Source organism: Streptomyces sp. NPDC013157, assembly GCF_042899865.1.
Taxonomy (GTDB): Bacteria; Actinomycetota; Actinomycetes; order Streptomycetales; family Streptomycetaceae; genus Streptomyces.
Map to the genome: position 1 here is coordinate 1,038,270 of NZ_JBIBAK010000001.1, position 24,230 is coordinate 1,062,499.

The following is a 24,230-nucleotide window of genomic DNA, read 5'->3' on the forward strand; positions in this document are numbered from 1 at the left end:
GGGGTTCCTCACGCGTAGGGGCTGTCGGCGCCGGCCGCGGCCGGACGGGGGGCGCGGGCCGGGCAGCAGCCGACCGGGCAGACGTCGTGGCTCGCGCCTAGCGCGCCCAGGGCGCACGGCGTGACCTCGCGCCCGCTCTCCGCGGCGGCGCGCTCCAGGACCAGCTCGCGGATCGCGGCGGCGAACCGCGGGTCGTCCCCGACGGTCGCGGACCGCCGTACCGGCAGACCGAGCTCCCCGGCCTTGGCCGTGGCCTCCGTGTCGAGGTCGTAGAGGACCTCCATGTGGTCGGAGACGAAGCCGATGGGGGCCATGACGACGGCCGGTACCCCGGCGCCGTGCAGCGCCTCCAGGTGGTCGCAGATGTCCGGCTCCAGCCACGGGACGGTCGGGGCGCCGGAGCGGGACTGGTAGACGAGCCGCCAGGGGTGGTCGATGCCGGTGCGCTCCCGGACCGCGTCGGCGATCAGCTCGGCCACGTCCAGATGCTCCTCGACGTACGCGCCGCCCTCGCCGTGCGTCTCGACCGGGCCCGAGGTGTCGGCGCTCGCGGTCGGGATGGAGTGGGTGGTGAAGGCGATGTGGGCGCCCGCGCGGACGTCCTCGGGGAGGTCGGCGAGGGATGCCAGCACTCCGTCGATCATCGGGTCGAGGAAGCCGGGGTGGTTGAAGTAGTGCCGCAGCTTGTCGACCTTGGGGAGTGCGAGCCCCTCGGCCTCCAGCGCGGCCAGCGAGTCCGCGAGGTTCTCGCGGTACTGGCGGCAGCCCGAGTAGGAGGCGTAGGCGCTGGTGGCGAGCACCAGGATGCGGCGGCGGCCGTCGGCGACCATCTCGCGCAGGGTGTCCGTCAGGTACGGCGCCCAGTTGCGGTTGCCCCAGTAGATCGGCAGGTCCAGGCCGTGCTCGGCGAAGTCCTTGCGCAGGGCGTCCAGCAGGGCGCGGTTCTGGTCGTTGATCGGGCTGACCCCGCCGAACAGGAAGTAGTGCTGCCCGACTTCCTTGAGACGTTCCTTCGGGATACCGCGCCCGCGCGTCACGTTCTCCAGGAACGGGACCACGTCGTCCGGGCCTTCCGGGCCGCCGAAGGAGAGCAGGAGCAGGGCGTCGTAGGGGGTGGCATCGAGCGCGTCTGACATGAGCCGATCCTGCCACCCGGCACTGACGGCCCGGAAACAGGAGCGTGAAGAGTCGGATTCGGGAGGTTTATTCCCCGGCACCCAGCGGGTGCATCCGGGTGACCGCACTCGTAAGCTGTATCAGCCGCAGTCGCGCCTTACCCAGCTCAGTCGTCGGAGATCCCCGTGCCCAGCCCCTATCGTGCTCTGTTCGCCGCCCCCGGCAGCAAGGGCTTCTCCGCCGCGGGCTTCGTCGGCCGGATGCCGCTGTCCATGATGGGCATCGGCGTGGTCACGATGATCTCCCAGCTCAGCGGGCGGTACGGGCTCGCGGGCGCGCTGTCGGCCACCATCGCGCTGTCCGCCGCGGCGATCGGGCCGCAGGTGTCCCGGCTGGTCGACCTGCACGGCCAGCGCCGCGTCCTGCGCCCCGCGACCCTGCTCGCGCTCGCCGCGGCGGCCGGGCTGCTGTTCGCCGCGCACTACGGGTGGCCGGACTGGGTGCTGTTCGTGTGCGCCGCCGGGATCGGCGCGGTGCCGAGCCTGGGCGCGATGATCCGGGCCCGCTGGGCCGCCCTCTACGGGGGCACCCCGCAGCTGCACACCGCCTACTCGTTCGAGTCCGTCGTCGACGAGGTCTGCTTCATCTTCGGGCCGATCCTCTCCATCGGCCTGTCCACGACCTGGTTCCCGGAGGCGGGTCCGCTGCTGGCCGCCGGTTTCCTCGCCGCCGGCGTCTTCTGGCTGACCGCCCAGCGGGCCACCGAGCCCGAGCCGCACCCGCGCGGGCACCACGGCGGCGGTTCGGCGCTGCGCGCGCCCGGCCTCCAGGTGCTGGTGGCGACCTTCGTGGCCACCGGGGCGATCTTCGGGGCGGTCGACGTGGTGACCGTCGCCTTCGCCGACGAACGCGGCCACAAGGGCGCTTCCAGCGTCGTCCTGGCGCTGTACGCGGCGGGCTCCTGCGTCGCCGGAGCGGTCTTCGGGCTCATGAGGTTCGCGGGGAAGCCGGAACGCAGGTGGCTGCTGGGCATATGCGCAATGGCCGTGAGTATGATCCCCCTCCTACTGGTCGGAAACTTGCCGCTTCTGGCCGTGGCGCTGTTCGTTGCGGGCCTGTCCATCGCACCGACGATGATCACGACGATGTCCCTCATCGAAAAGCACGTACCTCGCGCGAAACTCACCGAGGGCATGACCTGGGTGAGCACCGGCCTCGCGGTCGGGGTGGCGCTCGGCTCCTCGGTCGCCGGCTGGGTGATCGACGCGGCCGGCGCCCGTGCCGGGTACGGGGTTCCGGCCGTGTCCGGTGCCGTCGCGGTCGCGGTCGGTTTCCTCGGGTACCGCCGGCTCAGCAGGCCGGTCACGGGTCGGGGAGGCACCGTTGAGCAGTACAGCGAGCGGGAAGAGCGGCACGTGGCGTAACTGGGGAGGGAATGTCACCGTCCGCCCCGCGCGGGAGGTCGTGCCCGCCTCCGTGGACGAGCTGGCGGCGGCCGTACGGCAGGCGGCCGAGGACGGCCTGAAGGTGAAGGCGGTCGGCAGCGGCCACTCCTTCACCTCGATCGCCGCGACCGACGGTGTCTCGGTCCGCCCGCAGCTGTTGACCGGCATACGCAACATCGACCGCAAGGCCATGACGGTCACGGTCGAGGCCGGCACCCCGCTCAAGAGACTCAACGTGGCCCTGGCCCGTGAGGGCCTGTCGCTGACCAACATGGGCGACATCATGGAGCAGACGGTCTCCGGGGCCACCAGCACCGGCACCCACGGCACCGGCCGCGAGTCCGCCTCGCTCGCCGCCCAGATCAGGGAACTCGAACTGGTCACGGCGGACGGCTCGGTGCTCACCTGCTCCGAGAAGGAGAACCCGGAGGTCTTCGCGGCGGCGCGGGTCGGCCTCGGCGCGCTGGGCATCGTCACCGCGATCACGTTCGCGGTGGAGCCGGTCTTCCTGCTCACCGCGCGCGAGGAGCCGATGCCCCTGGACCGGGTACTCGCCGAGTTCGACCAGCTCCGGACCGAGAACGAGCACTTCGAGTTCTACTGGTTCCCGCACACCGGCAACACCAACACCAAGCGCAACAACCGCAGTGCGGGCCCGCCGCAGCCGGTGGGGCAGCTGGCCGGCTGGTTCGAGGACGAGTTCCTCTCCAACGGGGTCTTCCACGCCGCGCAGCTGCTCGGCCGCGCGGTGCCCGCCGTCGTCCCGACGGTCGCCCGGATCTCCAGCACGGCGCTGTCCGCGCGGTCGTACACGGACATTCCGTACAAGGTCTTCACGTCCCCGCGCCGGGTGCGGTTCGTGGAGATGGAGTACGCGGTGCCCCGCGAGGCGCTGGTGGACACGCTGCGGGAACTCAGGGCGATGGTCGACCGTTCCGGCCTCAGGGTGAACTTCCCGGTCGAGGTCCGCACCGCCCCCGCCGACGACATCGCCCTGTCCACCGCCTCCGCCCGGGACAGCGCCTACGTCGCCGTGCACATGTTCCGGGGTACGCCCTACCAGGCGTACTTCACCGCCGCCGAGCGCATCTTCACCGCGCACGAGGGCCGTCCGCACTGGGGCAAGGTGCACACCCGGGACGCGGACTACTTCGCCGAGGTCTACCCGCGCTTCGGCGAGTTCACGGCGCTGCGGGATCGGCTCGATCCGGACCGGCTGTTCCAGAACGACTATCTGCGGAGGGTTCTGGGGCAGTAGCCGAGGAGTCGTCGGGCGTGAGGGCCGTGCTCGGCCCCCCGCTCGCGGACCCGCTCGGGGTTGCCGACGGAGACGGGGTCGGCGAAGTGGCCGTGCCGACACCGGACTTCGAGCCGGAGGAGCCTGAAGCACCCGAAGTACCCGTGGAATCCGTAGATTCCGTGGCATCCGCAGGGGTCGGCGGGTCCGACGGGTCCGTGGAGTCGGACGACCCCGGCGATGTGGTGGTGCCGGTGACCGCCCCGCTCACCGTCGTACCGGAGCCGCCGCTGAAGCTGTTGCCGGAGACCAGTTCGTACGTCGTTACGCCGGCCATGGTCACCGCGAACACCAGAGCGGCCGCGACCAGCGGGCGGCGCCGGGTCCGCACTCGGGCGCGGTAGACGGTGCCCTCGGTGAACTCGCCGGAGGCCGGGGGCGCTTGCTCCCGGGGAGGCGGGGTTCTGGACCCGGTCACCGCCGCGTCGCGGAACTGTTCGCCGGTGCGCCTGAAGAAGTGCTGGAACACCGAGCCGCCGCAGGTGGCGATCACGCTGACGACTCCGGCGCCGAGGATCGTGCCGTACACCCCGAAGTAGGACGCGAGTTTGGCGGCCACCACCGCGGCCACCGCGCCGCCCGCGACCTGGGGCACGCTGAGGTCGATCCGCTTCGGACTTCCCTTCACCTCCTCCCCCGTACTGGTCGCGTCACCGGAACCGGGCCTTTCACGCATTCCCGAACCTTGCCTACCTTTCCCGCACTTGTTCGATCGACTGCAAAAGAAAGGGACGTACGGACGAAACCATTAGTTCCGTTTCTGTGGATTGCGTGAAGTACGCCACGTTCAAGATCGCCCGATAGGGGCAAACGGCGGCCGGGGGGCGGTTGTTGCCAGAAGTTGGACGGCGCGCCAATCCACGCACGTGGCCCGAATGGAGTACTGTTGCGAGCCCTGGGTCCGGTCTCCCGCCAGGGCGTCCGAGGCCTTGCAGGACCGCCGGGAGGGGGCTAGTTGCACAGGGTGACGGAGTTGGTCACTTAGCGTTGCGAATAGGTAACCGTGCCATAACGGCGGTGCAGGGCCCGTGCCCGACACGCCGGGCAACTCGGCAAGGTTGTGGCAGGCTGCACCCGGGCAGGCCACACTCGACTAGCGGAAGCAGCGACGCACGTGACGTCGGCAGGCACCACCCGGGAGGTCCCCATGCCCGAACTGCGTGTCGTGGCCGTCTCCAATGACGGCACACGGCTGGTGCTCAAGGCTGCCGACTCAACGGAGTACACCCTTCCGATCGACGAACGGCTCCGTGCCGCCGTACGCGGCGACCGGCCCCGGCTCGGTCAGATCGAGATCGAGGTCGAGAGCCATCTCCGGCCCCGAGACATCCAGGCGCGGATACGAGCGGGCGCGACGGCCGAAGAGGTCGCGCAACTCGCCGGGATCCCCGTCGACCGGGTGCGGCGCTTCGAGGGTCCGGTACTGGCCGAGCGCGCCTTCATGGCCGAGCGGGCCCGCAAGACGCCGGTCCGCAGGCCCGGCGAGAACTCCGGGCCGCTGCTCGGCGAGGCCGTGCAGGAGCGGCTGGTGCTGCGCGGTGCCGAGAAGGACACCGTGCAGTGGGACTCCTGGCGCCGCGACGACGGCACCTGGGAGGTCCTGCTCGTCTACCGGGTCGCGGGCGAACCGCACTCGGCGAGCTGGACCTACGACCCGCCGCGGCGGCTCGTCCAGGCGGTCGACGACGAGGCGCGCTCGCTGATCGGCGAGTCCGACGACCTCGCCGTACCGGAGCCCAGCTTTCCGTTCGTGCCGCGCATCGCGCGGTTGCCGCGCGACCGTCCGCTGGACCGTTCCGGCGACCGGGACCGTGAGCGGCCGAGCCTGCCCGCGCAGTCGTCCGAACCGGTCGAGGAGACGACCGGCGAACGCGACTCGCTGACCAGCCTGCTGGAGGCGGTGCCGAGCTTCCGGGGCGACATGGTGGTCCCGGAGCGCCCGGTGGAGGTGCCGGAGGAGCCCGCTCCGGAACCGGCCGCGGAGGAGCCCCCGGCGCCGGCGGCCTCGGCGGGCTCCGCCTACGCGGACGTCCTCATGCCCCGCTCCGTCGGCAGCCATCGCGACCGGCTGATCGGTGCCACCGACCGCCAGGCCGAGGCGGACGGCGTCCGGCCCGGCCGCCGGGCCGCGGTGCCGAGCTGGGACGAGATCGTCTTCGGGACGCGGCGCAAGAAGCAGGAGTAAGAGGCTGAAGCAGAAGGGAGGGGGGCACGCACGCGTGCCCCCCTCCCTTCGTTGCGCTACTGCGGGTCGGGGCCGACCGCCACCGGACGGGACGGGTCGGCGGACCACTCCGACCACGAACCGACGTACAGCGCCGCCGGAATGCCCGCGACGGCCAGCGCCAGCACCTCGTGGGCACCGGAGACGCCCGAGCCGCAGTACACGCCCACCTCGGCCCCCTCCGAGGCGCCCAGGCCCTTGAAGCGGTCACGGAGTTCGGCCGCGGGCAGGAAGCGGCCGTCCGGGCCGACGTTCTCCGTGGTCGGCGCCGACAGGGCGCCCGGGATGTGGCCGCCGACCCGGTCGATCGGCTCCACGTCACCCCGGTACCGTTCCCCCGCACGGGCGTCGAACAGCACACCTGAACGAGCCACCGCCGCCGCCCCGTCCGCGTCGAGCAACTGCCCGGCACCGGGGGCCGGTTCGAAGTCACCCTCGGCCGGCTCGGTGACGTCGGCCGAAAGAGCGCCGGTCCAGGACGGCAACCCGCCGTCGAGGACCCGCACGTCCGGGTGACCCGTCCAGCGCAGCAGCCACCAGGCGCGCGCCGCCGCCCAGCCCTGTCCGCCGTCGTACACCACGACCGGACGGTCCGCCGACACCCCCGCGCGGCGCATCGCCGCACCGAAGACCGTCAGGTCGGGCAGCGGATGCCGGCCGTTCCCGCCGGGCGGCGAGGCGAGTTCGCCGTCCAGGTGCACGTAGACGGCGCCCGGCAGGTGCCCGGCCGCGTAGGCCGCCCGGCCGTCGAAGGGCGGGGTGCCGGGCGGGGTCAGCTGCCAGCGGACGTCCAGCAGGACGGGCGGAGTCGGCCCGGTCAGAACGTCGGCGAGTTCGGTTGCGGTGATGATGGCTTCCATGGCCCCATCCTTACGCCAGGGGTGGCCGCATCGTCCAGGTCCGACTACTCTGCTCGGCCGGACAGGCTCGATCACCGGGCGTACGGGATCGGGCACATGCTGTACAGCTGATGGACACCCGACGGCAATCGACCGGAAACGGGCGAGAAGCGGCAGACCAGGCATCCTCGCGGCGAAGCCGCCCCACGGTCGTGCACGCAGAGCGCCACGGAGGGTGCGAGCATCGGCACGGGGCGTGCCCGCGGCTGCGGCACAGCCGGTCCGGAGAGCGGAAGCGACACGGCCACCGTGAGGGGCCGAGGAGAGAGTGACGATGACCGAGGTACGGGGATCGGCGGGCGCGAACGGCGGCACGCACGCTCGGCGCGCGCCCGGCACCCCCTGCTGGGTGAGTCTGATGGTGCACGGCTTGACCGCGACCGAGGAGTTCTACGGAACCCTGTTCGGCTGGGAGTTCGAGCCCGGCCCCCAGCAGCTCGGCCCGTATGTCCGGGCGCTGCTCGACGGGCAGGAGGTCGCGGGGATCGGGCAGCTGTCGCCGGACCTGCGTCTGCCGATCGCGTGGACGCCGTACTTCGCCTCGGACGACGTGGACCTGACGGCCGAGACGGCCCGGCTGTGCGGCGGCACGGTGGGCGTCGGCCCGCTGGACGCGGCCGAGGCCGGGCGGATGGCGATCGCCTCCGACCCCTCGGGCGCGGTGTTCGGCATCTGGCAGGGATCGGCCCATCTCGGCACGACCCTGACCGGCGTCCCGGGCACACCGGTCTGGGACGAGCTGCTCACCTTCGAGACGTCGAGCGTCGCCAAGTTCTACGAGACGGTGTTCGGTTACGAGGAGGAGCCGGTGGTGTCCGCCGACTTCGACTACGTGACCCTGCATGTCGGGGGCCGCCCGGTGGCCGGCATCCACGGCGTCGGCCTCTCGCTGCCCCGGGACCGGGGGCCGCACTGGCTGACGTACTTCGAGGTGGCCGACGCGGACGCGACCCTGCGGGAGGTCGCCGAGCTGGGCGGGCAGGTGCTGAAGCCGGCCCGGGACAGCGCACACGGGCGGGTCGCGACGGTGGCCGACCCGGAGGGCGCGGTCTTCTCGGTGGTCCAGGGGCCGCGCTGAGCCACCGCCGGGGGGGGGGGGGGGGGGGGGCCCCCCCCCCCCCCCCCCCCGGGCGGGGGGGGGGGGGGGGGGCCGCGCGCCCCCCCCCCCCCCCCCCCCCCCCGCCCCCCCCCCACCCCACCCCCGGCCCCCCCGGGGGGGGGGGGGTGTTCGGGGGGGGGGGGGGGGGGGGGTGGCCCCGCGGGGGGGGGGGGGGGGGGGGCCCCCCCCCCGCCCCACGCCGCGGAGACGTCGCTCAGTGCTTACGGCACTTGCTGACGTCGATCCGTACGATCTGCGGGTCGTGGTCACTGGCCTGGTCGGCGAACTCGGCGTTGATGTGCACCACGTCGTAGTCGACGTGGGTCACCGCCGGGCTGGTCAGGATGTGGTCCAGGGTCTGCGAGTTGCCGTCGTAGACGTAGGTGTAGCGCTCGGCGGCCGGCAGGGTGGTGATCAGCGGGGTCAGGACGCCGCCGTCCGTCAGGTCGCTCACCGTCTGCGAGAACTCGTAGTCGTTCAGGTCGCCGAGGACGACGGCCTTGGCGTCCTCGTCCGCCTTGAGCAGCGACCTGACGAAGGTGTTGACCTCGGTGGCCTGGGCCGCGCGCTGGGTCTCCGAGCCGCGGGCCGGCGGCTGGTAGCGGCCGTGCAGGGGCTGGTCACCGCCCTTGGAGACGAAGTGGTTGGCGACGACGAATACGGTCTGACCGTGGAAGACGAACTCGCCCACCAGCGGCTTGCGGCTGTCGTCCCAGGCGTCGCTGGTCGGGTCGATCCGGCCGGGAGAGTAGGTGAGCCGGGCCCCCTTGTGCGTCGTGACGACACCCGTGCCCGTGGTGGCGTCGCCGCCGGGACGGTCGGTGAAGGAGACCCGCTTCGGGTTGAAGAGGAAGACCTGGCGGATGTTGCCGCCGGGCTCGCCGCCGTCCTTGTCGTTCTCCGGTGAGATGTAGCGCCAGGAGTAACGCGGGCCGCCGGCCGCGCGGATGGCGTCGGTGAACCGCTTGAGCGTCGCCTCGGCGGTGACGGTGCCGTCGTCCGTCGCGCCGTTGTCGTCCTGGATCTCCTCCAGGGCCACGATGTCGGGCGAGTTGAGGTTGACCGCGACGCCCTCGGCGAGCCGGTCGAACTTCTCGTGGTCGTCCAGCGCGTCCAGGTTCTCCACGTTGTAGGTGGCGACCGCGAGCTCGTCGCCCTTCTGGCGGCGGGTGACCTCCCGCTTCAGGCCGTTGTCGACGAGGGTGCCGAGCTGGGTGGCCTGGACGTTGTAGCCGCCGTAGGTGGAGTAGTCGAGCGGGCCGGTCGTGGTGCCGGACAGCTCGTCGCCCACGTCGGCGGCCGGGAAGGCGGTGGCGGTGTCCAGGGACATCACCTCGACGCGGCCGGTGTTGGGCTGGTCGTAGGAGGAGTAGAGGGTGCCGCCGCGGGGGGTCGGGTTCTCGTCGGGCTTGACGGTGACCCACAGCTCGCCGTACGCGTCGCTCGCGCCGACCACCCGGGCGTCGGCGAACGTCGTCCGCATGCCCTCCAGGGACTCGTAGAAGTCCTGGGCGTAGACGGCCGGCTGGAGGGCGAGAGACTCGATGCTGCCGCCGTCGGCGGTGGGGACGTACGCGTCCGGTACGGAGGCCGCGTCCAGGGTGACGGCCGCGGGCAGCGCGTTGCCGCTGGAGAGCACGGTCGCGGTCGGTCCGTCGATCTCGGTGACCGACTGGCTGGTACTGCTCGGGTAGTACTCGCTGACCTTGCCGCTGACCAGCACCGAGTCGCCGACCGCCACGGTGGGGGCGGCCGAGCCGGTGTAGACGAAGACGCCCTCGCTGGTGCGCGGGTCGGCGTCCGGCGTCGGGTCCTGGATCCAGTAGCCCTTGGAGCCGGACGTACGGACGCCGGTGACGATGCCCGGCACCTTGGCGACGGTCTGCCCGGCGAGCGGGGACCTGCGGGTGCTGCCCTGGATGTCGTGGACGCGGACGGTGCCCGGCTGGGTCGGGTCGTCGTCCCCTCCCCCGCCGCCGTCACCCGAACCCGGTGTCTGTCCAGCCGAGTTGACCGGCGAGGGCGTGCCGGCGGTGAGGTCCGCCGCGTTGTCGTCCGTGTCGGCCGGCGTCTCGGACCGGGCCACGGAGGCGGTGTTGGAGGCGCCGGTGACCGGGCCGCTGCCCTCGCGGACCACCGCGGTGCCGTAGCCGACCAGGTCGACGATACGGCTGTCGGCCGCGCAGTCGGCGGCGGTCTTGCAGGTCAGCGCGGTGGTGCCGGAGACGAGGGCGATGGTGCCGGTGGTCGCGCTCATCGCGATCGAGCCGGTCGCGTCCGGGGTCGGCAGGGCCGTGGTGCCGCCGCTGCCCTGCGACTCGGCGACCAGGAAACGGCCGCCGGGCGCGACGGACCCGCCGAGTGCGGTCACCTGCCACTGCGAGGACGCCGACGGCGACCCGGGCAGGTACTGCACGCTGTAGCCGGCCAGGCTGTAGGCCACGGACCCGGCGTTGCCGAGCTCCACGAAGTCCCGGGTCAGGGTCGCGCCGGAGTTGCCGCCACCGCCGTACACCTCGGCGATCACCGCCGAGGCGGACGGTGTGGCGTACGCGGCGGGAAGGGCGGTCATCGCGAACGCGCTCGCCACGCTCACGGAAATCAGCGGGTAGGCGGCGCGGCGCATGCGGGATCTGCTCCCTGCGGGTCTGGACACGCTTGCGGTCTCCTCGGACGTCGGATGCTTCAACGCGCCGCGGGTGGGCGGCGCTTGAACCGGGCGCGTGGGGGGAGGCCGACCCAAGTTACGCGTGTAGATGGGGTGTCGCCAAGGAGTCCCGGGTTAAATCCAGGGAACGGACGGGTGGTTGGCGGGGCGCCCTGGTCAACGCTGTTCTCCCGACCCGCCGATGCGCGCCCCGTGCAGCCACTCGACCTTGTCGTACAGCTCGTCGACCGTGAGGCCGGACAGCATGGTGTTGCGGGCGGCAGCGGCGTCTCCGGCCGGGTGGTAGAGCTGTTCGCCTATGGCACGGGACACCGACTGGGCCCTGGCGGCACGCTCGTACCGCTCGGCGTTGTACTTCTCCAGGCGTTGCGGGACGTCCCCCGCCGCGCCCGCGAGCAGTTGGCCGATGAGGACGGCGTCCTCAAGGGCCATGCAGGCGCCCTGGGCCGCGTACTGGAGCATCGGGTGCGCGGCGTCGCCGAGGAGGGCGACGCGGCCGTCCGTCCAGCGTTCGACCGGGTCGCGGTCGCACAGGACCCACTCCTTCCAGTCGGTCCCCAGTTCCAGCAGTTGCCGGGCGGTGTCGCTCAGTCCGGGGAACTCGGACAGGACGTGCGTCCGCTCCGCGGGCCTGCCGACCACGACGTCCCGGGCGCCGTCGTCGCGGGTGACCGCCAGGTTGAGGAGCTTCCCGCTGCCGATGGGGTAGTGGACGAAGTGCCACTTGGGGCCGGCCCACACGGTGACGGTGTTCCAGCGCAGTTCCCGCGGGACCCGCTCCATGGGGATGACGGACCGGTAGATCGTGTGGCCGGACACGCGAGGCGCGCCGTCTCCGACGAGTTGGCCGCGCACGGCGGAGCGGATGCCGTCGGCGCCGACGAGCGCGGAGCCGGTGAATCGCCGCCCGGTGTCGGTGATCGCCGTGACGCCGGCCGGGTCTTGTTCGTACCGGGTCACGGAGCAGTTGGTGTGGAGCGTGATGTTCCGCTCGGCTGCACAGCCGTCCAGGAGCGTCTGGTAGATGTCGCCGCGGTGCACGACGGCGTAGGGGTTCCCGAAGCGGGTGCGGTATGCGCTGGTGAGCGGCATGCTCGCGACCCGCTGTCCGGTGGTGCCGTCCATGAACCTCAGCTCGTCGGTGTACACCGCGTGCCGACGGGCCGCCGCGCCGACGCCGAGACGGTCCAGGGCGTGGAAGGCGTTCGGGCCCAGCTGGATGCCCGCGCCCAGTTCGCCGAAGGCGTCCCTGCGTTCCAGTACGACGACCTGGTGGTGGCGCGCGATGCTCAGCGCCGCCGCGAGGCCGCCGATACCGCCCCCGGCAATGAGTACCTTCATCGTCATCCTTGTCGTTGTGGGGAAGCTGGTCGGGAGGTCGGGGGAAGGATCCGTCGCGGTTGCGACGGGAGCGCGGGCTCAGCCGGCGAAGGCGAGGCCCAGGCGGGCCAGCCGCACGGTGTCGTACGTGCCCTCCGTGGTGGCCTCGACGTCGAAGGCGTGCCGTTCGGTGGGCGGGTAGCCGATGAGTTCGGCGGCCCGGGCCGGCAGGGGTGCGGCCGCGGCCTCAGCCGATTCCCACAGGAAGACGGCGCCCCACCGGTCGGTGCGCTCGTCCGAGATCCACACCTTCAGGCGCAGCCCCGGCACCCGGGAGAAGCGGTCCACGGCCTCGTCGCGCAGGAAGTTCCGGAGCGAGGCGATGGTCTGCGCGGACCGGTCGAGCTGCCACCAGGCGATCACCACGTGCACGTGCGCAGCACCCCTTCGAGCGCGTCCCCGACGATGCGTACGCCGTCCTGGGTGAGCACGGACTCGGCGTGGAACTGCATGGAGGCGAAACCCGGCCCGCGCAGCGCGTGGATCTCCTGGGTGGCGCCGTCCCGGCTCGCCTCGACGATCCCCGTGCCCGGAACCTCGAACTCGTCCTGTGTGCCGCGGGCGGCGAACGTGTTGTAGAAGCCCACCCGTTCCCGCGCCCCGAACAGGTCGATCTCCCGCTGGACCCCCTGGTTGGGCACCGGACGGCGCACCAGTTCCAGGCCGAGCAGGGTGCTGAGCACCTGATGGCTCAGGCAGACGGCGAGGAAGGGCCGACGCTGGTCCAGCAGCGCGCGGATCGCGGACCGCAGGTGTGCGATCTTGGGGTGCCCGGTGTCGCGCGGATCACCGGGGCCGGGGCCCATGACGACGAGTTCGTGGCCGTCGAAGGAGTAGGGCTCGTCGAAGCGCCGCACGGTCGGCTTCAGCCCCATGGCCCGCAGCTGCTGGCCGATCATGGAGGTGAAGGCGTCCTCCGCGTCCACCACGAGGACCCGGCGGCCGGCCAGTTCGGACCTGGGGCCGGCCCGGTGGGCGCGCTCGCCGACCCAGAACCCGGCGATCGAGTCGTTGCGCCGGCCGAGGGCCTGGCGTACCCGCGGGTGGTCGGCGAGGCGCGTGGGGTCCTCGGCGCCCAGGGCGGCGAGGAGGCCGGCCGCCTTGGCCCGCGTCTCGTCGACCTCCGAGCCCGGGTCCGAGTGCCGTACCAGGGTGGCACCGACGCCGATGCTCAGCCGGCCCGTGTCGTCGATGTCGGCGGTGCGGATCAGGATCGCGGAGTCGAGCGTGCGCCGTCCCTGCTCGTCCTGCCCGATCAGGGCGGCCACGCCGCTGTAGTAGCCGCGCCCGCGGGGCTCGTAACGGTTGATCACCCGGCAGGCGCTCTCCAGCGGACTGCCCGTCACCGTCGGGGCGAACAGGGTCTCCCGCAGGATGGTGCGGGGATCGTGGTCGCTCGCGCCCTCGATGAAGTACTCGGTGTGGGCGAGCCGCGCCATCTCCTTCAGATACGGCCCCACGACCCGGGGAGCGGGGTCGCAGACGCGGGCCATCATCTTGAGCTCCTCGTCGACGACCATGTACAGCTCGTCGGTCTCCTTGCGGTCGGCGAGGAACTCCATCACCCCCGGCAGGGTGGGACCGGAGGGCGGGTAGCGGTAGGTGCCGCTGATCGGGTTCATCACGGCGCGGCCGGCCCGCAGGCTCACGTGCCGCTCGGGGGAGGCGCCGACGAAGGTGCGGTCGCCGGTGTGCACGACGAACGTCCAGTACGCGCCCTGCTCCCGCTCCAGCAGCCGCCGGAAGAACGCCAGGGCGCTGTGCACGGTGTAGCCGGTGATGTCGGCGACGAACGACCGCTTGATGACGAAGTTTGCTCCCTCGCCCGTGCCGATCTCGTCCGTGATCACCTTGCGGACGATTCCGGCGTATTCGTCGTCGTCCAGGTCGAAGTCGCCGCCGCCGAGCACGACCGGCTCGTCCGGCAGCCGCCGCAGGGCGTCGCCCAGCGGGACAGAGGTCTGCTCCGCCACGGTGATCGCGATCAGCGGTTCGCCGTCGTCGGCGCAGGCGTAGCCGCGCTCGGCGACCTGGCGGTAGGGGATCAGCGCCAGGACCTCGTGGCGCGCCCCGGCATCGGGATCGGGCGCCTCGCTCAGGGGTATCCGGGCGACGGCGTCCACCGTCGACGTCGTACCCCACAGGACCTCCAGGGTGTCCGCGCCGCCGGCTTCGGGACGGTGCAGCAGCGCGAAGGCGGGCGGCCGCGGCCCGAGGATCCGGTCGAGCGGGTCGGGTGCCATACGGGGGGTCTCCTCGTTCATCGGCTCGTTGATCGGCGCGTTCATCGGCCGAGCTCCTCGATCACTTCCGTCGTCGTGGTGACCAGGGCACAGCGCTCGGCGGCGTAGTCGAGGGCCAGCCGGTGGTAGGCCTCGGTGAAGTCGGCGACGGCGTCGGCCACCAGGAACGTCTCGATGTCGTTGGTGAAGGCCTCCACCGCGGTGGACAGGACGCCGATGTGCGCGTACACGCCGCAGAGGACGAGCTGGTCGCGTCCGTGGGCGCGCATCCGGTCCAGCAGGTCGGACCGGAAGAACGCGCTGTAGCGCCACTTGGTGAGCAGCCAGTCGTCCGGTCCGGGGGTGAGGGGCGCCACGATCTCCCGGTCGGCGGGAGCGACGTCCATGCCCGGCCCCCAGAAGTCCTTGAGCAGTCCGCGCTGTTCGTCGGTCATGCCACCCGGCTGCGCGGTGTACGCGACGGGCATGCCGGAGGCGAGCGCCTGTTCGCGGAGCCGGGTCGCGTTCCGCACCAGGTCGGCGCCGGGAGCCCGGTCCTCGGGGAACTGCCGGAGGAAGTACCGCTGCATGTCGTGGACGAGCAGGACCGCGCGGTCCGGATCGGCTTTCCAGACCGCCGTGTTGGCGGGCAGGTCGCCGGCCCGGGGCAGCGGATAGGGCTGGATGGGGGGTATGCCTGGCATGGCCTTCCTCGTATCGCTGAATCGATGTGCCGATGTGCCGATGTGCCGATGTGCCCCTGGCTCGGTGGGGCGGCGGGGCGAGGGGTCGACGGGTCCGTCAGACGCCGAGGCTCGCGCCGCCGTCGACGGTGAGGTCGTGCATCGTGATGTGCGCGGCCTGGTCCGAGAGGAGGAACGCCACCGCCTCGGCCACGTCCGAGGGACGGGCCAGCCTGCCGAGCGGGATGCCGACCCGGTAGGCGTCGGGCGATCCGTCGAGGGTCGCGGTGCGCCCGTGGTCGTCCTTCCACATGGACGTGAGCATCGGCGTCTCGGTGGAGCCGGGCGCGACCACGTTGCACCGGATGCCGTACCGGGCGACCTCCAGGCCGAGGCACTTGGTGAACATGGTCGCGGCGGCCTTGGACGCCGCGTACGCGGCCATGTCCACGCGTGCCGTGCCGGCCGCGTTGGAGGCGATGGTGACGACGGACCCCGAGCGCCGCGGGACCATGCGGTCGACCGCGGCGCGCGACATGAAGAACACACCGGTGGTGTTGACGGCGAAGGTCGCCGCCCAGTCCTCGTCGGTGAGGTCCCGGGCCTTGCCCAGGCGCAGTACGCCCGCCCCGTTGACCAGGTGGTCGAGCGGCCCCAGGGTGTCCTCGACGTCCGCGACCAGGCGCTCGGCCGCCGCACTCGTGGCGACGTCGGCGGGGAACGCCCGTACCCGGAGCCCGGCGGCGGCCAGTTTGCCGGTCACCTCGCTCAGCCGGCCGGCGTCCTTGTCCACCGCGGCCACCGAGGCCCCGCGTTCGCCGAGGGTGCGGACGACGGCCTCGCCTATTCCGCCTGCGGCTCCCGTGACCAGCGCGATCTTTTCCTGCATGGCGAACAGGTCTCCTTTCAGCGGCGCCAGGCCGAGGCGACTTCCACGGCCTGCCGGGGATTGAGCCGCGGGTCGCAGAAGCTCGTGTACTTGTCTCCGACCGAATCCAGGTGAGTTGCGTCGGCGACGCATTCCGTGACCTGGTCCGGAGTGGTTTCCAGGTGCAGGCCGCCGGGAATTCCGCCGGCGGCCGCCACGGATTCCTGGAATTCCTCGACCTCGCGTACGAGGCTCTTCACGAAACGCGTCTTCAGGCCGTCGGGACCGCACTCGGTGTTGCCGTGCATCGGGTCGGACAGCCAGATCACCGGGTGCCCGGCGGCGCGGACGGCGGCGACCAGGGCGGGGAGCCTGTGGGGTGCCGTGCCGGCGCCCATCCGTGCGATGAGCGTCAGCCGCCCGGGGACCCGGCCGGGGTCCAGTCGCTCGCACAGGCGCAGCAGGTCCTCCGGTGTCATGGTCGGCCCCACCTTGCAGGCCACCGGGTTGCGCACGGCCGCCAGCAGCGCCACGTGGGCGCCGTCCGCCTGCCGGGTGCGTTCGCCGATCCACGGCCAGTGCGTCGAGGTGAGCAGCAGGCCGCCGTCGTCCTGCCGGCGCAGCATGGGCAGTTCGTAGTCGAGGAGGAGAGCCTCGTGGCTGGTCCAGACGGGGGCCTGCGCGCGCCGGGCGCTGCCGGCCCAGCCGAGATGTGCCATGACCTCGGCGGCGGCCCGGTGGCCGGTCAGCAGGCGCCGGGGGTCGGGACGGCGCAGTACCGGGTCGGGGTTCGGATCGTTGACCATGTGCCCGCGGTAGACGGGCAGTTCGACACCCTGGACGGCTTCGGTGGGCCTGGAGCGCGGCTTGGCGTACTGACCGGCGAGCCGGCCCACGCGTACCACGGGGCGGCCCGTGTTGACGCGCATGACACCCGCCAGGAGGTCGAGCACCGCGGCCTTGCGGGCGACGTCCACGCGGCCGTTCTCCGCCCAGTCCTCGGCGCAGTCCCCGGCCTGGATGACCTGGGCGTTCCCCTGGGCGACCGTCCCGAGGTGGTCGTGCAGCAGGGTCACGTCCGCGGCCTCGACGAGCGGCGGCAGCGCGCTCAGTTCCCGCCTCGCCCGCTCCGTTTCGGGACGGCCTCGCCAGTCGGGCTGCTGGAGAGCGGGGAGCGATTCGATGTAAGCGAGCTCGCTGTCCAACTCGGTTCCTCTCATGGGATGCAGAAGGATTTATTCGGCTGAACTCGTGAGTTGCTTTCACCGATTCTGCGGAATCGTGGAACCTCCGTAAAGCGGAGAACCGTTACTTCGTCATGTCCCGGCGGCTCGGGACGAATTCACCCAGGGGTCAAGGCGAATTCATGCGACCGGGCGCGAGAATTCCCGGAAAGCACGGCGTCCCGCTTTCGTGACCCTATGGGCCACGAAACCGGGACGCCGTGAATCGGGTGCGGGGACCCGGTGGCGGGATCAGGTGGTGACGCCGCCGTCGACGACGAGGTCGTGGCCGACGACGAAGCTCGACTCGTCGGACGCCAGCCACAGCACCGCGTTGACGATCTCGTCGGTCGCCGCGACGCGCGCGATCGGAACCGTCGTGGCCAGCCGGGCCGCACGGTCGGCGTCGGTCTCCCCGGGACGCAGCGACATGCTGGTGTCCGTCGCGCCGGGGCTCACCGCGTTGATGCGCACGTTGTCCTTGATGTGGTCCAGGGCGGCGACGCGGGTGAGGGTGCTCACGGCGGCCTTGGACGCGGCGTAGGCGGCCATGCCGGGGCGGCGCCCGTGGTAGCCGATGTTGGACGCGGTGTTGACGATGACGCCGCCGCCGTGCGCCCGCATGTGCCTGATCTCCTGCTGCATGCCGATCAGGACGCCGTTGAGGTTGACGTCCAGTACGGACTGCCACGCCGCCAGGTCCAGGTCGCCGACCGGGGTGGGCTTGCCGAAGACACCCGCGTTGTTGTGCGCGACGTGCAGGCCGCCGTGGCGCTCCACCGTGGTGCGCACCAGGCGTTCCATGTCCTCGGGCCGGGTGACGTCGGCGACGACGGCGTCGGCCGTGCCACCGTCCTCTTCGACGAGACGCACGGTCTCCTCGATGGATTCCGGCCGGGCTCCGGCAGCGACCACGGTGGCGCCCTCGCGGGCGAAGGCCCTGGCGCTGGCCCGGCCGATGCCGGCTCCGGCCCCGGTGACGATGACGACCTTGTCCTTGAAACGGGCGGTCATGGGGGGTGCTCCTCGGTACATGTCGTGATGGATGGGAAATCAGGGTGCCCCAGGGGGACGACGGAAGGAGCGGGGTCCTTCCGTCCGGCAGGCGGAGGGAGCGGGTTCCTTCAGCTTCCGTCCCGAAGCGGGCGCGGGCGCAGCAGGACGAGCACGCAGCCCCCGGCGGCACCGAAGGCCACGGCCGCGACGGTGAAGGCGAAGCCGTAGCCAGAGGTCAGGGCGGACGCCGCGCTCGCGCCCTTGTGCACCAGGTCCGTGGTGCGTCCGGTGGCCAGGGTCACCAGGACGGCGAGCCCGATGGCCGGCCCGGCCTCCAGCGCGGTGTTGACCACGGCGCCGGCGAGACCGGCCTGCTCCTGCGGGACGTCGGTGGTCGCGGTGACGGTGGATCCGGCGAAGACGAGCGCCACCCCCGCCGGAAAGAGCACCAGTCCGGCCAGTACCGTGCCCGCGTACGGCGTGTCCGTGCCGATCCGGCCCAGTGCCGCCAGCCCCAGTCCGGCGAGCACCAGCCCCGTGACCAGCACCGCGCGCGCCCCGAAGCGCTGCACCAGCCTGCCCACGCTCAGTCCGCTGACGACGAGGGTCAGCCCGAACGGCAGGAACGCCGCCGACGTCTCCAGCGCGGAGTAGCCCCGGACCTCCTGGAAGTACAGCGCGAGCATGAAGAAGATCGTGGTGATCCCGGCGGCGCCCAGGAAGACCGCCAGCAGCGCCATCGCCCTGCGAGGGGAGGCGGGGAACGACAGCGGCAGGAGCGGCTGGGGCACCCGCGCCTCGGTGACGACGAACGCCAGCAGCAGCGCACCGCCGCCGATCAGGGTGGAGAGCGCCACCGGGGAGGTCCAGCCGCGTTCCGGTGCCTCCACCAGGCCGTAGCTGAGCAGCGCGATCCCCGTGGTGACCAGGACGGCCCCGAGGACGTCCAGCCGGCCGCCGCGCGGGGCCGCGCCCTCGGGGACCAGACGGGGGGCGGCCACGAGGGTCACCGCCGACACCGCGACGGGCACGACGAACGCCCAGCGCCAGGAGTTCGACGAGGCCACCACCCCGGACAGCAACATCCCGGCGGTCCCGCCGGAGGCCGCGAGCCCGCCCCAGACGGCCATGGCTCGGGCGTGCCGCGCGGGTTCGGGGTGCACGACGCTGACCAGCGCCATCGCGGCCGGTACGGCGAGTGCGGCACCGGCGCCCTGGGCGAAGCGCGCGGCCAGCAGGGTCCACAGGCCCGGGGACAGCGCCGCCAGTACCGAGCTCGCCCCGAAGATCCCGGTACCGAGGAGGAACATCCGCCGGCTGCCGTACAGGTCGGACAGCCGGCCGCCCAGGAGCAGCAGTCCGCTGAACGACATGCCGTAGGAGGCGGAGAGCAGGGCGAGTTCCGCCCGGTCGAGCCCGAACTCGTGCTGGATGTCAGGGAGTACGACGTTGAGCACGCTCATGGCGAGGATGAGTACGAACTGGACCGACGCCAGCAGCGCGAAGGCCACGCCTCGTCTCCTGCCGGGTGCCGCTTCGGCGGCCGTCCGGGGCGGCTCCGTCCGCTCGGCCGCGGCGACGTCATGCTGCTGCACAGCTCGCCTCACGTGTGGTCGGGAAGGGTGACGGACTGCGAGTGCCGGAAGGTGTTCCGGGGGTCGTACGCGGCCTTGATCTGCTGCAGCCGCGGATAGTTGCCCTTGTAGTAGAGCGTGTACCAGGGCACGCCGGTGGTGTTGACCTTCGAGTCGGTGATGTCGGCGTCCGGGTAGTTGATGTAGCAACCGTCCGTGGCCGCGCCCGGCACGGGATAGCCCCCGGTGGCCGAGAAGACCTCGCCGTACACGTCACGCACCCAGCCGATGTTCGCGGCGTCGTCGTCGGCGTCCGACCAGAAGCTCTGGAACAGCCCCTTGAAGATCGAGTCCCGCTGCGCCGACACGGTGTCGCCGGAGCCCACGGTGTTGATCTTCCCGCCGTAGGAGAGGAGGACGACCATGGACGCGGGGTTCTCCTGGTCGGTGCGCGTCAGGTGCCGGTACATCGCCGCGGCCTGCGCCGTGGTGACGTTCTTGCGCAGGTAGGCGGACTTGTGGTGGCCGCGCAGCGTCGGATTGGTCAGGGTCGGGTTGCTGGTGCCCAGCAGCTTGACGGAGTGCAGCCACGGAAGTCGCTGCGGTGTGAACAGGTCGGGCAGCGCCGCCAGTTCGCCGACCGGCTCGGACATCGGGCGTACGGCCGTGTCGGACAGCGCGGAGGTGACCTCGGTGAGGAAGTCGTCGAGCACCTTCTCGGCGTCGGGGACGGTGGCGTCGATCTGGGTGAGCAGGCCGATGCTGCCGTTCGCCCGGTGGTTCATCATCAGGAAGCTGCACAGCGAGGCCGCGGCGGAGTCGGCGGAGCCGTTCTTCTCGTGCCAGGCGCCGAACTTCTGCACGAGCGACGTGAAGGCGTCCTTGTCCAGCTCGCTCCAGGGCAGGGCGAGCGCGCTGACGAGAACCTCCTTCGGGGGCTTGGGCAGGAGCGCGGAGGGGTCGGTGCCGGTGGCGCCGGGGCTGCGGAACCAGTACCGGGTGATGACGCCGAAGTTGCCGCCGCCACCACCGGTGTGCGCCCACCACAGGTCGCGGTTGGGGTCGGCGGCCTCGCGCGTGGCCACCACGCTGCGGGCCCTGCCGCTCGCGTCCACGACGACCACCTCGACCGCGTACAGGTGGTCGACGGTCAGGCCGTGCCGCCGGGAGAGCATTCCGTAGCCGCCACCGCTGATGTGTCCGCCCGCCCCCACGGAGTAGCACATGCCGCCGGGGATGGTGACGCCCCAGCCCTTGAAGAGGGAGTCGTAGACATGGAGCAGCGTCGCTCCCGCGCCCACTTCGAAGGCGTTGAGCTTCTCGTCGTAGGCGACGGTGTCGAGCAGGGAGGTGTCGATGACGACCCGGACCTCGGGGTTGAAGACGAAGTCCGCGTAGCAGTGGCCGCCGCTGCGCACCGAGATCCGCTTGTTGCCGTCCACGGCCTCCTGAACGGCGCGCACCACCTGCCCGGTGGTCCGCACCAGCCGGACGGAGTCGGGCCGGGCCACCCAGCGGGAGTTGTTGCCGACGACGAGGTCGGCGTAGCGGGGGTCGCCCGGAAGGACGGTGACAGCGTCGGGGGCGGCGGAGGCAGCGGTGTCGGCCGTCGCCGTCGGGGCGGTCTCCAGGGTCGTGGCGGCTATCGCGGCGGCCGTGCCGGCCAGGACACTTCGTCTTTTCATGGAACCGCGTTCTCTTTCTGTGTCGGTGCAAGCTTGTGGACAGCCGTACAGGGTCGGGTGGACGGCCGTACCGGGTCCGGGAATTGCCGGGTGGTCAGTCGCCCCAGATCAGGCCGAGTCCGAGACGCTCCGAGAATTCCGCGGTGCGGTCGGCCGACCACGCGTCGCCGACCGGTGCCGAACCGCGCAGTCGAATCGGATAGCCGGTCTCCGAGAAGAACCTCTCGAATCCACCGGGAGTGGTGATGACGTAGAAACGGGCGGTTTCGCTCTCCACCAGGTAGGAATGCGGCACGCCACGCGGAAGAAACAGCACGCCGGCGCCGTTGACGATTTCGGTGCGGTCGCCGACGGTGAGGACGACTTCCCCTCCCTCGACGATGAAGATCTCGTCCTCCAGCGTGTGGGTGTGGCGCGGTGCGCGCTCCCCCATCACCGCGCTGAAGTGCGTGATCCCCACCGCGCCGCCGGTCTCCTCGGCGGCGAGTTTGGTGGTGACCACCGACCCCTTTCCCCAGAGCCGGGAAATCCCCTCGCCGTCGCGGCGAATCACCGGCGACCGTCCGTCGAGCTCTGCGGTCAAGGCCCCTCCAGAGAACACTGCGATTACTCGCTCACCAGTCCTCCGGGAGCCTCACACGCCGCCCTCACCGCCTGCAACGCACCCGGACTTAGTTTGTCAGGTGTCACCCGACGGCCCGGGGCGCGGCACATGACGAGCCGTCACGCAAATCGTGACGCATACTTTGTCAGGTCGCCGCGACGTGATCACGCAGTAACTCGGCCTTATCGCCGCATGCACAAAAGAGAAATGCCAGGGCCTAGAATCGCGGCTGCCCTTTGCATCCTGTTCGGCTGCTGGAACGGAGGCAGTCATTGACCACGTGGCCGCGCTCGCAACGCAGTGGCGTCCCGGACCAGCTCGCGGCGGAGGGGGTCACCCTCTGGCTGGACGACTACCACCGCGGCCGGCTGGCCGACGGCAGCCTGCAGCGGCTGGTGGCCGACGGGCTGGTCGGCGGGGTCATCTCCAGGCCCGCGGCCGTCGCCCGCGCCGTCTCGGACACCACCGCCTACCAGGACCAGCTGACCGGACTCTCCGGCGCCGCCGCCCCGGCCGAGGACCGCGTCTACGCACTCATCGCCGAGGACGCCCGTGCAGCCTGCGCTGCGCTGGAACCGGTGTTCCGGGCGACGAAGGGCATGCACGGCTGGGTCTCCCTGGGCATCTCGCCCCGGCTGGCCGGGAACGCCCGGGCCATGGCCGACCACTCCAGGCGGCTCGCGGAGATGGTCGACCGCCCCAACGTACTGATCCGGATTCCCGTCGTGGGCAGGGGACTTGCGGCCGCCGGTGACGTGCTCGCCCACGGGGTCGGCGTGCACCTCAGCTCCGTGTACTCCGTGCAGCGGTACGCCCAGGCGGTGGACGTCTACTTCCGCGGCCTGGAGCGCGCCACGGCCGACGGTCACCCCGCGTCCGCCGTCGCCTCCCTCGTCTCCCTGGACGTCGGCCATCTGAACGCCCGCGTCGACGCCGTGCTGGACGGCTCGGCGGACCCCCGCGCCGCCGCGCTGCGCGGACAGGCCGGCGTGGCCGTCGCGCGGCTCGTCTACCGCCGTTACGAGGAGAGCCTCGGCGGTCCGCACTGGCGCTCCCTGGTGGCCGGCGGCGCCCGTCCCCAACGCCTGCTCTGGACGTCGGAGAACGCGCCGGAGTCCCCACGGGCCGCGGTGACCCGCGTCGAACGGCTCATCGCCTGGATGACCTCGCACGCCGTGCCCCGGCAGGGGCTCGAAGCGCTGGAACGCCACGAGGGGTTCCACGGCGACACCCTGTCGGGTGAACACGGCCCGGCCTGCCGGGTGCTGGACGCGTACGGCTGGGTCGGCATCGCCTTCGACTCGCTCGCGCACGAACTGGAGACCGCCGCGATCGAGAGCGAACGTGCCGCGTGGAACCGGCTCCTGACGGCAACTCAGACGAGCTGAGTCACCGTCCGGGCGGGCCGGCCACGAGCCCGGCCCGGTGCACGGCACTGCCGTACCGCTCCGGACGGGACTCGCCGGAACGTATCTCCACCAGGAAGTGCTCGACCGCGTCCCCCCGGTCGACGACGACGTGCCGGGCGAGCACCCTCAGTTGCCGTCCCGCTTCCTCGGCGATCCGGTGCAGTCCGTCCGCGTCTCCCCTGCTGCTGAAGTGCAGCAGGGCCCGGCCGTCGTCCGTCAGCCGGCGCGGTGCCTCGTCCACATACCTGCGGTGCGCTTCGTATCCGGGGTCCACATAGGCGCGTTCCAGGGGAGTGACGAACCGGTAGTCCTCCGGTGCACGGACGTACGGCGAACTCCAGACGATGGTGTCGAAGCGCTGCCCGGCGGGGAGCGCTTCGAAGAGGTCGCTGTGCACGGCCAGGACCCGGTCGGCGACGCCGTGCCGACGCGCGTTGAGCACGGTGTTCGTCACGGCCTCGGCGTTGATGTCGCAGGCGAGGACCCGCTCGCAGCCCGCGAGGGCGGCGGTCACGGCGACGACTCCGGTGCCGCAGCCGACCTCCAGGAACGAGCCGCGCCAGGGGCGGCGGCCGGAATCGGAGAGGCCGAGCAGGTCCAGGACGATCTCGGTGGTGCCCGCGTGCACGGGGGCGAAGACCGTGTCGAGCAGGTCCCACTCCCTGCCGCGCAACGAGAACTCCCCGCGCCGGTGCTCCGCTCGCATGGAGTCACGGCTGCGTTCGAGCGAACGTAGATAACTCTTGATCTCGGACATCCGTCCCCCGACGTTCCCCTCTGTGTGACGGGCACCGCCTTCGACGTGCCCCGTCACCGTTCGTATCCCCGTGATCACGGG

20 protein-coding genes are annotated in these 24,230 nt (G+C 71.8%); 5 read left to right on the forward strand and 15 right to left on the reverse strand.

Features of this window, described 5'->3' with window-relative positions:
* Window positions 1-8: 8 nt before the first annotated feature.
* Window positions 9-1,136, reverse strand: coding sequence for a ferrochelatase (locus ACFY6U_RS04650; RefSeq protein WP_390035043.1), 1,128 nt, complete (start codon window positions 1,134-1,136; stop codon window positions 9-11).
* Between the two features lie 165 nt (window positions 1,137-1,301).
* On the opposite strand from ACFY6U_RS04650, the gene ACFY6U_RS04655 reads away from it, so the two are divergent.
* Both ACFY6U_RS04655 and ACFY6U_RS04660 read left to right on the forward strand, forming a co-directional pair.
* Entirely contained in the window at window positions 1,302-2,540 is a 1,239-nt protein-coding gene (locus ACFY6U_RS04655; protein WP_390035044.1) for an MFS transporter, read from the forward strand.
* Window positions 2,500-3,819, forward strand: a complete 1,320-nt coding sequence (locus tag ACFY6U_RS04660; RefSeq protein WP_390035045.1) for a D-arabinono-1,4-lactone oxidase — start codon at window positions 2,500-2,502, stop codon at window positions 3,817-3,819. Before ACFY6U_RS04655 ends, ACFY6U_RS04660 begins: the two co-directional genes overlap by 41 nt.
* On the opposite strand, the gene ACFY6U_RS04665 is transcribed toward ACFY6U_RS04660, so the two are convergent.
* A complete protein-coding gene (locus ACFY6U_RS04665) occupies window positions 3,743-4,534 on the reverse strand; it encodes a hypothetical protein (protein ID WP_390035046.1) in 792 nt (263 codons plus the stop codon). The genes ACFY6U_RS04660 and ACFY6U_RS04665 overlap by 77 nt on opposite strands.
* A gap of 471 nt (window positions 4,535-5,005) precedes the next feature.
* On the opposite strand from ACFY6U_RS04665, the gene sepH reads away from it, so the two are divergent.
* Window positions 5,006-6,043, forward strand: coding sequence for a septation protein SepH (gene sepH / locus ACFY6U_RS04670; protein ID WP_390035047.1), 1,038 nt, complete (start codon window positions 5,006-5,008; stop codon window positions 6,041-6,043).
* A gap of 56 nt (window positions 6,044-6,099) precedes the next feature.
* Here sepH and ACFY6U_RS04675 read toward each other — a convergent pair whose 3' ends face one another.
* Complete coding sequence (locus ACFY6U_RS04675; protein ID WP_390035048.1) at window positions 6,100-6,942, reverse strand: sulfurtransferase; 843 nt, start codon at window positions 6,940-6,942, stop codon at window positions 6,100-6,102.
* Between the two features lie 313 nt (window positions 6,943-7,255).
* On the opposite strand from ACFY6U_RS04675, the gene ACFY6U_RS04680 reads away from it, so the two are divergent.
* Window positions 7,256-8,059, forward strand: a complete 804-nt coding sequence (locus tag ACFY6U_RS04680) for a VOC family protein (protein ID WP_351499047.1) — start codon at window positions 7,256-7,258, stop codon at window positions 8,057-8,059.
* Window positions 8,060-8,294: 235 nt separating this feature from the next.
* On the opposite strand, the gene ACFY6U_RS04685 is transcribed toward ACFY6U_RS04680, so the two are convergent.
* From ACFY6U_RS04685 to ACFY6U_RS04735, 11 genes are all read right to left on the reverse strand, one after another.
* The gene (locus tag ACFY6U_RS04685; protein ID WP_390035203.1) at window positions 8,295-10,706 is read right to left on the reverse strand and encodes an endonuclease/exonuclease/phosphatase family protein; all 2,412 of its coding nucleotides are present in this window, start codon (window positions 10,704-10,706) and stop codon (window positions 8,295-8,297) included.
* 198 nt (window positions 10,707-10,904) lie between these two features.
* Entirely contained in the window at window positions 10,905-12,089 is a 1,185-nt protein-coding gene (locus ACFY6U_RS04690) for a 3-hydroxybenzoate 6-monooxygenase (RefSeq protein WP_390035049.1), read from the reverse strand.
* 78 nt (window positions 12,090-12,167) lie between these two features.
* A complete protein-coding gene (locus ACFY6U_RS04695) occupies window positions 12,168-12,500 on the reverse strand; it encodes a hypothetical protein (protein WP_390035050.1) in 333 nt (110 codons plus the stop codon).
* Entirely contained in the window at window positions 12,488-14,371 is a 1,884-nt protein-coding gene (locus ACFY6U_RS04700) for an anthranilate synthase family protein (RefSeq protein WP_390035204.1), read from the reverse strand. Before ACFY6U_RS04700 ends, ACFY6U_RS04695 begins: the two co-directional genes overlap by 13 nt.
* Window positions 14,372-14,412: 41 nt before the next feature.
* Window positions 14,413-15,054 (reverse strand): isochorismatase family protein, encoded by a 642-nt coding sequence (locus ACFY6U_RS04705; RefSeq protein ID WP_390035051.1) that lies wholly within the window; start codon window positions 15,052-15,054, stop codon window positions 14,413-14,415.
* A 97-nt stretch (window positions 15,055-15,151) separates the two neighbouring features.
* Window positions 15,152-15,922 (reverse strand): 2,3-dihydro-2,3-dihydroxybenzoate dehydrogenase, encoded by a 771-nt coding sequence (locus ACFY6U_RS04710; RefSeq protein ID WP_390035052.1) that lies wholly within the window; start codon window positions 15,920-15,922, stop codon window positions 15,152-15,154.
* A 17-nt stretch (window positions 15,923-15,939) separates the two neighbouring features.
* Entirely contained in the window at window positions 15,940-17,106 is a 1,167-nt protein-coding gene (locus ACFY6U_RS04715; protein WP_390035053.1) for a 3-deoxy-7-phosphoheptulonate synthase, read from the reverse strand.
* Window positions 17,107-17,376: 270 nt separating this feature from the next.
* A complete protein-coding gene (locus tag ACFY6U_RS04720; protein WP_390035054.1) occupies window positions 17,377-18,138 on the reverse strand; it encodes an SDR family NAD(P)-dependent oxidoreductase in 762 nt (253 codons plus the stop codon).
* Between the two features lie 110 nt (window positions 18,139-18,248).
* Complete coding sequence (locus tag ACFY6U_RS04725; RefSeq protein ID WP_390035055.1) at window positions 18,249-19,715, reverse strand: MFS transporter; 1,467 nt, start codon at window positions 19,713-19,715, stop codon at window positions 18,249-18,251.
* An 8-nt stretch (window positions 19,716-19,723) separates the two neighbouring features.
* Window positions 19,724-21,379 (reverse strand): FAD-binding oxidoreductase, encoded by a 1,656-nt coding sequence (locus ACFY6U_RS04730; protein WP_390035056.1) that lies wholly within the window; start codon window positions 21,377-21,379, stop codon window positions 19,724-19,726.
* A gap of 94 nt (window positions 21,380-21,473) precedes the next feature.
* A complete protein-coding gene (locus ACFY6U_RS04735) occupies window positions 21,474-21,962 on the reverse strand; it encodes a cupin domain-containing protein (protein ID WP_390035057.1) in 489 nt (162 codons plus the stop codon).
* Between the two features lie 293 nt (window positions 21,963-22,255).
* On the opposite strand from ACFY6U_RS04735, the gene ACFY6U_RS04740 reads away from it, so the two are divergent.
* Entirely contained in the window at window positions 22,256-23,371 is a 1,116-nt protein-coding gene (locus ACFY6U_RS04740; RefSeq protein ID WP_390035058.1) for a transaldolase family protein, read from the forward strand.
* Window position 23,372: 1 nt separating this feature from the next.
* Here the strand turns inward: ACFY6U_RS04740 and ACFY6U_RS04745 are convergent, their stop codons facing one another.
* Entirely contained in the window at window positions 23,373-24,149 is a 777-nt protein-coding gene (locus ACFY6U_RS04745) for a 50S ribosomal protein L11 methyltransferase (protein ID WP_390035059.1), read from the reverse strand.
* Window positions 24,150-24,230: the final 81 nt, after the last annotated feature.

What these genes read in the sequence shown, in the direction of transcription:
- ACFY6U_RS04705 (WP_390035051.1), bottom strand. Translation starts at nt 15,054, where the DNA reads ATGCCAGGCATACCCCCCATCCAGCCCTATCCGCTGCCCCGGGCCGGC.
- ACFY6U_RS04685 (WP_390035203.1), bottom strand. Translation starts at nt 10,706, where the DNA reads ATGCGCCGCGCCGCCTACCCGCTGATTTCCGTGAGCGTGGCGAGCGCG.
- ACFY6U_RS04665 (WP_390035046.1), bottom strand. Translation starts at nt 4,534, where the DNA reads ATGCGTGAAAGGCCCGGTTCCGGTGACGCGACCAGTACGGGGGAGGAG.
- ACFY6U_RS04675 (WP_390035048.1), bottom strand. Translation starts at nt 6,942, where the DNA reads ATGGAAGCCATCATCACCGCAACCGAACTCGCCGACGTTCTGACCGGG.
- ACFY6U_RS04650 (WP_390035043.1), bottom strand. Translation starts at nt 1,136, where the DNA reads ATGTCAGACGCGCTCGATGCCACCCCCTACGACGCCCTGCTCCTGCTC.
- ACFY6U_RS04730 (WP_390035056.1), bottom strand. Translation starts at nt 21,379, where the DNA reads ATGAAAAGACGAAGTGTCCTGGCCGGCACGGCCGCCGCGATAGCCGCC.
- sepH (WP_390035047.1), top strand. Translation starts at nt 5,006, where the DNA reads ATGCCCGAACTGCGTGTCGTGGCCGTCTCCAATGACGGCACACGGCTG.
- ACFY6U_RS04720 (WP_390035054.1), bottom strand. Translation starts at nt 18,138, where the DNA reads ATGACCGCCCGTTTCAAGGACAAGGTCGTCATCGTCACCGGGGCCGGA.
- ACFY6U_RS04745 (WP_390035059.1), bottom strand. Translation starts at nt 24,149, where the DNA reads ATGTCCGAGATCAAGAGTTATCTACGTTCGCTCGAACGCAGCCGTGAC.
- ACFY6U_RS04700 (WP_390035204.1), bottom strand. Translation starts at nt 14,371, where the DNA reads ATGGCACCCGACCCGCTCGACCGGATCCTCGGGCCGCGGCCGCCCGCC.
- ACFY6U_RS04690 (WP_390035049.1), bottom strand. Translation starts at nt 12,089, where the DNA reads ATGAAGGTACTCATTGCCGGGGGCGGTATCGGCGGCCTCGCGGCGGCG.
- ACFY6U_RS04680 (WP_351499047.1), top strand. Translation starts at nt 7,256, where the DNA reads ATGACCGAGGTACGGGGATCGGCGGGCGCGAACGGCGGCACGCACGCT.
- ACFY6U_RS04710 (WP_390035052.1), bottom strand. Translation starts at nt 15,922, where the DNA reads ATGCAGGAAAAGATCGCGCTGGTCACGGGAGCCGCAGGCGGAATAGGC.